Annotated in this window: 8 protein-coding genes; 4 read left to right on the top strand and 4 right to left on the bottom strand. The window is 58.1% G+C overall.

Going from position 1 to position 12,232, the window contains the following annotated elements:
* Positions 1-374: 374 nt before the first annotated feature.
* From M1E16_RS15490 to M1E16_RS15505, 4 genes are all read right to left on the bottom strand, one after another.
* Positions 375-3,101, bottom strand: coding sequence for a DEAD/DEAH box helicase (locus M1E16_RS15490; protein WP_458127785.1), 2,727 nt, complete (start codon positions 3,099-3,101; stop codon positions 375-377).
* Complete coding sequence (locus M1E16_RS15495) at positions 3,094-4,995, bottom strand: hypothetical protein (protein ID WP_458127786.1); 1,902 nt, start codon at positions 4,993-4,995, stop codon at positions 3,094-3,096. The genes M1E16_RS15490 and M1E16_RS15495 overlap by 8 nt, the downstream gene beginning before the upstream one ends.
* Positions 4,992-6,374: a hypothetical protein gene (locus M1E16_RS15500; protein ID WP_458127787.1), complete on the bottom strand. Its 1,383-nt coding sequence runs from the start codon at positions 6,372-6,374 to the stop codon at positions 4,992-4,994. The genes M1E16_RS15495 and M1E16_RS15500 overlap by 4 nt, the downstream gene beginning before the upstream one ends.
* Before the next feature lie 1,117 nt (positions 6,375-7,491).
* Positions 7,492-8,385, bottom strand: a complete 894-nt coding sequence (locus M1E16_RS15505; protein ID WP_458127788.1) for a LysR family transcriptional regulator — start codon at positions 8,383-8,385, stop codon at positions 7,492-7,494.
* Positions 8,386-8,488: 103 nt separating this feature from the next.
* Between M1E16_RS15505 and M1E16_RS15510 the strand changes: the two genes are divergently transcribed.
* From M1E16_RS15510 to M1E16_RS15525, 4 genes are all read left to right on the top strand, one after another.
* Positions 8,489-9,154, top strand: a complete 666-nt coding sequence (locus tag M1E16_RS15510; protein WP_458127789.1) for an RraA family protein — start codon at positions 8,489-8,491, stop codon at positions 9,152-9,154.
* Between the two features lie 26 nt (positions 9,155-9,180).
* On the top strand, positions 9,181-10,395 hold the full coding sequence (locus M1E16_RS15515) for a pyridoxal phosphate-dependent aminotransferase (RefSeq protein ID WP_458130337.1): 1,215 nt from the start codon (positions 9,181-9,183) through the stop codon (positions 10,393-10,395).
* Positions 10,396-10,458: 63 nt separating this feature from the next.
* The gene (locus M1E16_RS15520; protein WP_458127790.1) at positions 10,459-11,355 is read left to right on the top strand and encodes a LysR family transcriptional regulator; all 897 of its coding nucleotides are present in this window, start codon (positions 10,459-10,461) and stop codon (positions 11,353-11,355) included.
* Between the two features lie 123 nt (positions 11,356-11,478).
* Entirely contained in the window at positions 11,479-12,144 is a 666-nt protein-coding gene (locus tag M1E16_RS15525) for an RraA family protein (protein ID WP_458127791.1), read from the top strand.
* Positions 12,145-12,232 lie beyond the last annotated feature (88 nt).

Consider the following 12,232-nt stretch of genomic DNA (forward strand, 5'->3'; position numbering starts at 1 on the left):
AGATCAATTGAAAAACCCGACGGTGATCACACCCCGGGCCTGCTTTTTTATCCTACGCCTGTATCTGACTGGTAACGATGGCTCGAGCGCAATCCACATCACCAGAATTTCATACAGCCAGGACGAATGAGCAGCGGAAACCCAAGCTCATCATGCATAGTAGTTTCACTGATTATTGAGGAGTTGATGCCTGGAAAGAGTTACACCATAACGTTTCATTAGTTTGTGGTTGCCTTGGGCGGTTCTAACATCAAGCAAATACCACCTTAGCCCACCTCGTCCGATTCAAGCTCTCTGCTGAGGCCTCGCTGACGAATCTAAAAATCCAATCCTGTGTATCCACCGCTCTGGCTCAACAACTGGCTTCCCAAAGCTCACACACTCGGATCATAGGTCTCCAATGGAACGGACCCTGCTCCGAAACGCGCAGGAAACGGGTCCGACGAATCCATCCCCTTCACCGGCTTTCGCAAGTATCGTTCCCAGCCATCTGCGACATGGCGCAGGTCGATTTCATCATTGAACAACGTGTGTCGACAGGCATCCATCCGCGCCTCGACCGCATGCTTGAGAATTACGAATGAAGCCAGTTGCTCCTGGTCGAACGACTTGGCGAGGTACGGATAATGAATCGTTAGCTCGGCCTCGCCCTTCTCCTGCAATTGACGGTTCACCCGACCGAAGAGCCTATCCACACGTCCCACACGCTGCTCGTTGTCACCGGGTGTCCAGGCAATTCCGTAGTGGTGCACCTTGCTGCATTGAAGATGCAGGTTTACACCTTCCTGGAAGACCGAAGTCGCCACCAGCACGTTAGGGTAGAACGGACTGTTGAAACCGAGAATCAACCGTCGGCGATCGCCGGAGTGACTACTGGCGTACCACGCAGGGCTTTGCAGGCTGGTCAGGATGCGCCAATCCTTCTTCCAGTCGGCTAGCCCATGGGCCGTAATCTTTCCACAAATCTGCTCGAAGGAATCCAGCGCCGCAATGAAGTACTGGCGAGCCAGCGAATTGTGAAGCCGCGGCTTCAGCCAATCGATAAAGGCCAGATATCGACGTTGCACATCGCCCTGTTCATCAGCCCAACGAAATTCGGTGAACCAACTATAGAGTTCGATGATGACCGGGCTGGCAAACAGGAAACCGGCCTTCACATAATTACCAAAATTCTCCGCGATACCCCGGCCCCGCGGGCCAAGACCCAGCCAGGTTTCCAGCCGAAAGCGTGTAGTTTCGGGCAGCCCTTCAAACAAGAGACCCCACAAGGTCGGTATCGCTTTTTCGTACAGCTCACCGGCTTGCGGCGTGCGCTCATCGTGGAGTGCAAGACGCGCCCGCAGTGCTGCACCGCCATAATCGTCTCGATCACGCTCGCCCACACGCTTACGGTCATACCCGGTGTATGCGCCCTGGCGGTAGTCACTTGCAGGCTCCAGCAGTAATGAAAACAGGCTCTCCGGTTTGCGCAAGCGCAAGCTGAAGTTCGAGCAGTCCGTACTCCGTTCCTTCCCCTGTTTCTTGACCACGAACAAGTCAGCAATATGCGAGGCCAGCTTCTCATCGCCACCCAAACCATCACTGACTTCTGCTTCGTCGTCATCTTGAAGGAGATTCTGGTCGCCCGATTCCTCGGCCGTCTGCTCGCAGACATACCGGCTGAAGAACGCGCGCGACCATTTCTTTTTCCGCCATCGCTCCAACAACCGCTCCGAATCTTTCGGCTGCCAGGCCTGAACGATACGCCGCGCCAGCATCAGGTCACTGGCGGCATTCATGCGCTGGGTAATCTCGCGCACCGAAGCGATCCGTCGCACAAATATCAGATGCTTGTGCTCGTGCAACTGTATGCGACTGTCGAAGACGTCTACAGGCTGGCATTCGAGCATCAGCGTGTCGTACTTTGGGTGCTCTGGATGACGCTGGAAATACTCACGGTACAACTCGGTGAGCTGCGTCAGAATGCGGGTATCCGGGGCACCAGAAAATGCCTGCGCGGAGTGTTCCTGCTCCAGCTGCGCAGTCATGCCGACCTCGGTACCCTGCTGCGTGCCAACGGATTCGAACCCTTCGAGATAGCCGTACAGGAACCTGCGGCCGCTGCCCTTCTGCCCTTGTTGCTGCACCAACTTCTTCTGGTACAACGCGAAAAACATCTCAGCCTCAGGATTGCCCTCGAACTTTGCCGGAAGCGATTTCTCATGACGGTAGTTATATTTGTTGCGGTAACCTTCAGCGCCCTGCATCAAGCGTAAACGGCGCAATGCATATTTGGAGAGCAACTCATCCGGAGGCGCGGGCTGTAACCCTTCAGCCGGAGGGTCGATGAAATACCCAAGAATGGAAGCTATATCTCGTAGCGAAGAATGGCTGGGCGTGGCGGTCAGCAGCAAGACTTTCTGCCCGAGTCGGTCGCCCACTTCCCCGAAGAACTTTCGTGCCGCCTTGGCGCGTTGAGAGCCGCCGTCGGCTTTACGGAAATAATGAGCTTCATCCACCACGACAAGGTCAAAGCCCATGCTTCCCAACGATGACTTGAGCGCACGGTGAATCCTGGCAGCCGCTTCCTGGGCTTTAACTGACACATCTCCCGATTGCTTTTCTTCCCGCTGAACCAGGTTGCTGAGCGAATGGATAGTAGTGAAGTAAAACTGTCCGCACTCCGCTTTCACCGCATCACTCAGTTCATCGAGCCGCTTGTGAATCTGCGCTTCGTGCCGCGGCGCTTTTTCAGGCCCATCGCTGGTCAGGTGCCCACCGCCCCGATAGTGATCGCGCAGGAACGCGGCATACTCACGGCCCCACTGATGGCAGATGTCTTCTCGGGGCGCCATGACCAGCACCTTGGCATCGGGCTTCAGCTTCCACAGCAACGCGATGACGCCCAAAGCCTGGAACGTCTTGCCCATGCCGACCTCGTCGGCCAGCAATGCCACATTGTGCATAGACAACTTGTTCCACAAACCAGCTACACCCTCGATTTGCCGGGCGGGCATGGAAATGTCATTGCTCGAGTATTGCCACGCTTCGTTGCCAGCGTCGAAGTTGATCCAGTTCGCGACCTGTTCCGGCTTCAAGCCACCCCAGCCAATATCACGCATAGCCACACTCCTTCTGAACACGGCGGATATACGCCAGCCGTTTTTGTAGCGTCTTCGGCAAACGTGGCGTCAACACCTGGAGCGTTGACCATAATTCGTCTCTAGGCGTGCGATGTCCGAACTTACGATAAAAATCGGCTGCCAACTTGTGAAGCGAATTAACTTCCTGGGCGAGGAACCAGTTGAAAACACTGGGCGAGCTGTCCTTAATTTGCTGCCGGGCCTTGGCCGCCAGCTCCTGCAGGCAGCCCGGATAACCGAACGCCCATAGCTCAAGCTGGGCTGAATCAGTAGTTGCGCGCAAACGCTCGCGATACTGTTCGATTGCCTGGAACAACCTAAAGTAAGACAACGCGTCCTGTTCGATTACGAGTGAAGGCACTGTCAGCTTTTCATCCGGCTCACCGCCATTGCGCAGGCAAGGACGCAACACGGTCGTGGTATCGCTGTTCGGGTCGACCCCTGCCACCAGGCTGTCGAGCAGGTCCTTGAGCGACTCGAAACCCTGTGCTCTCCGGAAAGACTGGCCGCTTTCAACAATCATGCCCTTGAACACTGCCGGGGACTTTTTGCGCAGGAGAATGCTATAGCTATGGTCGGCAAGTATGGCTTCGTTATCTGGTGTCACACACTCGATCGGTATCAGCAACAACCTGCCCTGCTGTCGCCGTGTGCGCCACAGCAGGGGCATCGGTTCGCTTACACCCGGCAACTTCAACCAGTAATCATCGCAGGGTTTGCCGACGCACCAGTTGCCTGAAACCGAAAAGCAGGCTCGCTTCCAGTCATAGAGTACCTGCAGGTCGAAAGGCAGCTCTTCCGGAATCTCCAGGCAGTCTTTAGACAGCAACTGGGCGCTGGCAAAGTCTGCTTCGGTAACTTCGATGCATGCTCCCAGCATATCTGCATTGCGCTTGCAGTTCAGCATGATGCCGGCTTCGATATTGCGTTGCTCGAAGCTGCTGGTACCGGCATGGGTAAAGTTCCACGACCCGATCGCCAGGCGACTCCCCTGGGATGAGCGACACAGCCATGCCTTGGCATGGGTGATTTCGGTGAGGAGGTGAGGCGAAGATGGGTTGCGATGGAACGCCAGCGCATCAGCCTTGATGCAACCCGCCAGGGCCTCACTCCAGGGCGTACGGAAATACCGGCCCTCGAGCCGGTCCGCAACCAATGCCACCTGCAAATCCGGGTTACCTGATTGCGCCTGTAGCCGCGCCAGCAAGTCGGGAACGTTGGCCGCCAGGTACGGAGACCAGACTTGCAACGCAGTGATCGTGCCCTGTGTCATGAGGTGCTGAAGAAAGGTGTATTTGTCGAAGCTGTGTACGAATTGCCAATCAGAGTCGTTGGCTTCAAAACGCCTTCCGGGCCACTCGAATTCCAGCTCGAGGGGCCCGGCCAATGCATTGAAAAACGTCTTGATCTGCCTGTACTGATCGTTATTGCAGACGCGCTGGAAGGTAAACACCTCCTGATTGCGTCCCCAGCCACCGATAGTCAGGTTCGCACTGCCTGCGCCCAGCACCATCTTCCCCTTCTTGCTCTCCAGGAGTATGAGCTTGGGATGAAACAACGTCTCACTGGTCATGCCACGGTAAGCGCTAAAGGCACGCGCAGACACGCAGTGAACCTTGATGGCCGTGCGCTTGTACTGGTCTGCCCCCAGCAAGCGCTTGTCACAGAACACCCGGAAGTCGATGCCTTTTTCCACCAGGTGCGCCTGATAGGCTTCGAAATCCAGGCGATTGCGCGGCGGGTCCATGTTCAGCACTGCCGGAAGCAGCTGAGATTCGACGAAACCGAGGTTGAGGTTGAATGTGGTCAGCCAGACCCGATGAAGCTCATCCATCTCCCCCAACTGTTGCTTGAAAGCCTCGAGCAGCTTCATGTGGCCACCCCGTGCAAGCCTGCGAGCAAATGCCGGAACTGGGGAATGTAGTACTGGTGTACCCAGCTTCCCAGTGGCCGGTCGGCGAGGGTCGGCTCACTGCGCGGCCGCACATGGATCTTGAGCTGCGAGCCACTGACTCGGGTAACCCACGGCGATTGACCACGGCTTTCCATGATAAGCGCGTGATAACTCAGCAACGCGTCCATTTGTGCGTCGGCATCGCCCTGCCCCGCCACGCTCAACAAACCTCTGAGCCTTGCTTGCCCGGTGGCGGAAAGCACCGTCGCCATGGAGGCGTCGGCTTCGATGGCAGTTGCACAGGCGGCGAGGGTCGAGGTATCACGACCCAGTGTTTTCCAGCGCTGCCGAACCGTCTCGACGGGCTGGGATTTCTCGGCCAGCATTAGCTGGAACAACAGATCCAGTTCACTCAGCAGGGGCTCCAATAAGCGCACGTGCTCGAGTTTTCGTTGCGCATCCTTTGACAGCGGCTGTTTCATTGCCTCATCGAATACAACCGCAGCAGCCGCTTTGCTGATTTCCTCGTTGTGCCTGGACGATGACAACACGCTGTAAAGCGCTCCCGGAGCGCCCTGATCCAGGCCGGTAGTGGACAACCAGAAATCGCATGTTCTGGCACCTACTACCGCCGATGACGGAAAGGCTTCGACCAGAGCCTTGGGAAGCGCTGCTGGTATATCCCGGAAGTTCGTTTTCGACTGGCTGCGGCTGCTTGCCAACAGGTCTTTGAGGTGAGGACGCAAGAGGTGGTAGAGCCGGGATAGCGCCGGGGTCTTGCTGATCAACGCTTCCGCGTTCTTCCACAATGTTGTGGCTGTGGGCAGGTTGTAACGATAGTGGCGATCGAAAAAGCCTATTTCAACCAGCGGCGTCTTGTACCGGCCACTGACGCCTAGCAGGGTTTGGCGAACCAGTACCTGCGCTTCTTTGGCATGGCTTAAGGTGAGCGAAGGGTTCCCTGTGCTGTCGAGCCATCCTCTTCGTGCCTTGCTGATCCCCAGCACGCCGGTACTTTCCAGACCGGCAGTATTTTCACGGGCAATGACGCTATAGACGAAGAGGTTTTCCAAATACACCAGGCAGGCATGCTTGAAACTGAGGTCGTGTTTGCCGTCGTAGACTTTCTTCAACCCGCTGCCCAGCACGATCGAGTCATCCTCCACCAGGCTCTTGATCAGGAAGTGGTTGAACAGATTCAGGGTGAAGTTACGGATGTCGTCAGAAATGGAGCTGATCCGGTTCTGGAAAATCTGCTGGCCGAACCCGGACCAGATCACCTGCAACCCCAAGGGGTCGATATTCAGTTCGTTACCGAGGCTTTCGTCATACTTGGTCAGAAAAGCGTTCAACAACACAGCTGGATACCTCTAAAACGGACAGCTCCTTTGCATCCGCCTTTGATGCCGGCTGGATCCAACCCGGTGCGGAAAATTGCATTCCGCCACTATCACTGTCAAGGCCGGTGCAACTGCCAGTGCCGTAAAAGGTTTTTTCAAGCTAGCAAGTCCCGCTCTGGAACATTGCCTTAAGAGGCTGAATACGCTTAAATTTCTGTGTAAGAGAGGGAGATTCAGGCCCACCATCCACCCATATGCATTAGTGAGCCGCACTTCCATCTGCTGGATCTGCAGCGCTAAGCCCACCTCTATTCCTATTCGATGTGCTCAGGTCCATTTTCACACAGCCTGAACCCCAAGCGGCCGAGGTTAATGCCACCGGCCTTGCTGGCGTTCGCGGGTAAATCTACTCCCTCAAAGTTCGCGTCAGCCTTGGACAAAAGAGGAAGACCACTGTTCTCAAAAGGCCGGTAGCGCCCGCTCGTTATAAACGGCCCCTATGAGCGCAATGCCGGGGACTTTTGGCCACCTCGCGGCCAAGATACACTGAAGCCCAGCGCGTACCACCCCGAAGACCGTTGGAATCTTCATTCACAATGGCTAGCACAGCCGATATAGATGGGGGCAAAATTGGGGGCATATATAAAATTGTTCCGCCTGAAAATATTGCTCTAGAGCCAAGTCAAAATGTTTTTTGGGGACCCTGAGAGTCTTTAGGCATCGTCTGGCAGGCTGTTCGGCTGATCATTTCTGCCTTTCCACAAACCATGGAGCTCCATTCACTTCCAGTGGATTGCTACATTGGGGGCATATCTGAGGGCATGCTTTGAATGGTTTGAATGGTTTGAATGGTTTGAATGGTTTGAATGGTTTGAAAAGGATGCCCCCAGCCTGAGGTTGAGTCTCACCTAAATCAATGCACCGCCGGCTGAGGTTTTGGCTCAACGGGCGTGGCACCATTGCGGCCCCCACCATGGATAATCGCAGGTGTGAATGCGTCCGATGGGGCGCGCTGACGTTCCTTTGAACGAAAGGCTGGCGAACAAGTAGGCATGGCTGCTAGCAAGCGCGCAGCGCCAGAGTTAGCAGCACGCTTGATTTCCTTACCCAGGAGAGCTTCCATAGGCCAAACGTATCACCCCCTGGCTCTCAACTGGTTGACCAACGCTTCCACCAGCGGATTCGGACGCAGCGTATTCCAGGCCACGGCAGTCGTGACGACATTGAGTTTCTGGCTCAGCGGGCGCAATACCACGTTGCTGGGCGCCAGTTTCTTCAGCGACGCCGGTACCAACGCAATACCCTGGCCACAACTGACGAACGCGATTTGCGATGCCACCGAACGGACTTCGTGCAGGACCCGCGGAGAAAATCCGCTGGCGCGGCAGGTGGCAATCAGACTGTCGAAATACACCGGGCTGACCTTGCGAGAAAACATCACTAACGGTTCGGTAGCCAGGCTGGCCAGGCTGATTCGCTTGCGTGATGCCAATGGATGATCGAGGGGCAGCGCGACCATCAGGCGATCTTCCGTTAATGGAAATGATTGGATCGACGCGCCAAAGTCACCGTCGAGGCGAGCAAAGGCCAGATCGATGTCTCCCGCTTCCAGCGCCGGAATCGCCTCGACGCTGTCAATTTCCCGAACGGATACGGTGAGCTGCGGATACTGGGTTTTCAGTTGCTCGATCACGCCAGGCAGAACATCGAACATGGCCGTGGAAATCGCGCCGATGGTCAGCATTCCGGACTGCCCCGCCACCGCCTCTTCCACCGCGAGCTCCAAACGCTGCAGTTGGTCGGCAAATTTGCGCACGGCTGGCAGAATCGCAGCGCCGACCGGGGTCAACCTGGCACCACGGCGCGAACGTTCGAACAGCGTGACTTTGAGTGCTTGTTCAAGGATCTGGATTTGCTCGCTCAACGGTGGCTGCGACATGCCAAGGCGTTTGGCGGCGCGGCCGAAATTCTGTTCCTCGGCCACCGCCAGAAACAACCACAGATGACGAATCAGGCGAAAGTTGATCATGGGATTCCATAGGTTCAACGTATGTAATACATCCGTGATTCGTAATATACCTATCAAATCCTCTCGCTGACACTGGGCTCCTCCGCTATCAAGGGGCTCCTCCATGAATCAAGCTCATTTACTCCAACGCCTGGCATTGCTGGACACCAACACCGTGTCCGATGCACTCGATTTCCTCGGTTTGCCCGGCGCCACCGTCGGGCTGCGCCCGCTCTGGAGCTGCCCGAAGATCGTCGGCCGCGCCAGCACCGTGCTGCTGGCGGCAAAGACCGACAACGCCCCGACGGTGCACCTGATCACCCCGGTTATCGAACGGATCGACAGCGAAGACCGGATTTTGGTGATCGCCGGCGGGCTTGACGGTGTGTCCTGCTGGGGCGACATCCTCGCCAACGCGGCGGTGGGCAAGCAGATACGCGGCACGGTGATCGATGGCTACAGCCGTGACATCGACGGCAGCGCGACGATTGGGTACCCGGTGTATGGCCGGGGCGTGACCATGGTCAGCGCGCGCAATCGGGTCATCCAGATCGATTCGGCCGTGACCCTAGACATCGCCGGCGTGTCTGTCAGCGAGGACGACTTTGTCATCGCCGACAGTTGCGGGACCGTCTTCGTGCCCCAGGCCCATATCGAAAAAGTGCTCGACCTGGGCGAACGCATCGCCCGCCGGCAGGACGGTATGGTCGAGGCCGTCCGCGGCGGCCGCTCGGTCGCCGAGGTCATGCATGACCGCCAGTTCGAAGCCATCCAGGTGGAGCACGCATGATGAATGTCACAAACGAGGCAGTCGACGTGAACATCGATATCCAACGCTTGAATCCACGTCTGGCGAGTGCCCAGCCTTCAGCGACCTACCGCATCATGGATCGGGTGGCGGAACGCCGGGCGCAAGGCGCGAACATTATCTCCCTGTGCGCCGGCGAGCCGGATTTCGATACGCCAGAGCACATTCGCCAAGCGGCGATCAAGGCAATTGAGCAAGGCCACACTCGCTACACCCAGGTGGCCGGCGTGCGCTCATTGCGCGAAGCGGTGGCCGCCAAGTTTCGCCGCGAAAATGGCTTGGACGTTGACTGGCAAGACACCCTGGTCTGCAACGGCGGCAAGCAGGTGATCTACAACGCGCTGGCCGCAACGCTGGACGAGGGCGATCAAGTCATCGTGCCGGCGCCCTATTGGGTCAGTTATCCCGAAATGGTTCAGTTGTGCGGTGGCGAGCCGCGGATCGTGACGTGCCACGCCGACAGCGGCTTCAAGCTGACGCCTGCGGCATTGGCCGAGGCGATCACGCCAAAGACGCGATGGCTGCTCCTCAATTCACCGTCCAACCCGACCGGGGCCGTGTACAGCCGCGACGAGTTGCTCGCCTTGGCGCAAGTGCTACTGGCCCATCCCCACGTACTGATACTTGCGGATGACATCTATGAGCACCTGATCTTCGACGATCAGGTCTTCCATACGCTGGCAGCGGTGGAACCGCGACTGGCCCCGCGAACCCTGACCATGAACGGCGTTTCCAAAGCCTACGCCATGACCGGCTGGCGCATCGGTTTTGCCACCGGGCCGCGCTGGCTGCTGCAAGCCATGGAGAAGCTCCAGGGCCAGCAAACCTCGGGGGCCTGCTCCATTTCCCAGCAAGCGGCACTGGCCGCGCTGAGCGGCCCGAAGGATTTCATCCACCTAAGCCGCGCCGCGTTCCAGGGACGTCGCGACATGATGGTCGCGCTGCTCGATGCCACGCCGGGCCTGGAATGCGCCAGCCCTGGCGGCGCGTTTTATGCGTTCGCCTCCTGCGCCGGCCTGATTGGTCGCAGCACGCCTGCAGGGCGGCGGTTGGTCACGGATGAGGACGTCGCCCACGCCTTGCTCGATGAAGCGAACGTGGCGGTGGTCCATGGCAGCGCGTTCGGCCTCGGCCCCTACCTTCGCATCGCCTACGCCCTGGATGATGCGTCCTTGCGCCGGGCCTGCGAGGCGATCCGGCGCTTTTGCGAGGCCTTGCGCTGACAGGGCCGGACGAACAGACTCGGCGGATCGGCATCGAATCACTTCCAACGGGTCTGACTGCGCATGATTACCTTCAAACAACTGGAAGCGATCTATTGGATCGTCGAGCTGGGCAATTTCGAGTCGGCGGCCATGAAGCTGAACATGTCCCAGTCGGCCATCTCCAAGCGTATCCAGGAACTGGAGGAGGTTTTCGACATGCCCATCTTCGACCGTTCCAGGCGCAGCGCCCGGCTCACCGAGAAAGGCGCCGAGCTGTTCGAGGAAGCGTCGCAGATCCTGCGCCAGCGCGACTTTCTGCTTGAGCGCATCAGCGCCAAGGAAGTGCTGGTCAGGCGCTTTCGTATTGGCGTGACCGAATTGACCGCCATCACTTGGTTGCCGGCGCTGATCGAAGCCATTCGCAGCGCCTACCCGAAAGTGGTGCTGGAACCTTCGGTGGAGCTCAGCACTGAACTGGTGGCCAAGCTGGAGAACGATCAGCTCGACCTGATTATCGTGCCTGACGTTTTCGCCGACGCTCGTTTTGTCAGCACCGCCCTCAGCTCGGTGGAGAACGCCTGGATGTGCGCGCCCTCGCTGCATCAGGGCAACGCAAGTGTGAGCATGCAGACCCTGTCGTCGTACACCGTGCTCACACAGGGCGGCAGCTCCGGCACGGGATTGATTTACGATCGTTGGCTCGCCCAGAACGACGTGCGCCTGAACCGCACCCTCAAGAGCAACTACCTGATCGCCCAGTTGGGCCTGACCCTCTCCGGCGTCGGCATCAGCTATTTGCCGCGCCAATGCCTCTCGCCGTTGGTCGATCAGGGACGGTTGCAGGTGATCGAAACCGAGCCCGGGTTGCCGCCGATCCACTACATCGCCGCACACCGTGCCGACCGGCTCCAGGGCCTGAGCGTCGAAGTCGCGCGCCTGGCCGCCGAGCTCTGTGATTTCAGCAAGATGGTCTGGTGATCCCACACCCGAAAGGAGAAAAAAAGTGATGGGGTTGCATAGATAAATATCGCTAATCCTGGCCAACGACCTTTCTTAAGATGCGCTTATCGCCCGCCAGGGGTATCCGTAAGTGAGGTCGCCATGTCATTGCCCGGTTCACGCATCCACCCTTCTCCACCCCAGGCCCCGGACTCGTTACTGGATGCCTTCCGGTCCGTTGTCACGCCCCATATCAGCGACAACCTGGGACGCCACATCGGCGCTCGGGGCCTGACGCGCTACAACCTCACCGGCAAGCTGGTGGGCACCGCGCTCACGGTGAAAACCCGCCCTGGCGACAACCTGTACATCTACAAGGCATTAACCCTGATCGAACCGGGCCATGTGCTGGTGATCGACGCCCAGGGAGACGACACCAACGCCGTGATCGGTGAGCTGATCAAGCTCTACGCGCAGCAGCGCGGCTGTGTCGGCTTCGTCGTCGATGGCGCCATTCGCGACGTCGCCAGCTTCCAGGACACCCCTTGCTATGCGCGCAGCGTGGTGCATTGCGGCCCTTACAAAAGCGGCCCCGGCGAGATCAATGTGCCGGTCTCGATCGGCGGGATGATCGTCAACCCCGGCGACATCCTGGTCGGCGACGAAGACGGCCTGGTGGCGTTTTCTCCAGACGTCGCCGAGGAGCTCCTGCGCAAGGCCCATAAACACGACGCCCATGAACAGGAAGTCAAAGCCGAAATCGCCACCGGGGCGATCGATCAGTCCTGGCTGGACAAGGTGCTGGAAAAAGCCGGGCTGGCGAACTGACGCCCGGTTTACCGGTGCGCTGGCGATGACCCCAGCCGCACCACGAACCGCTTGACCAGACAACCGATAAAAACAAGGTCCGCTTCCA

It is taken from the genome of Pseudomonas sp. Z2-11 (assembly GCF_054161305.1).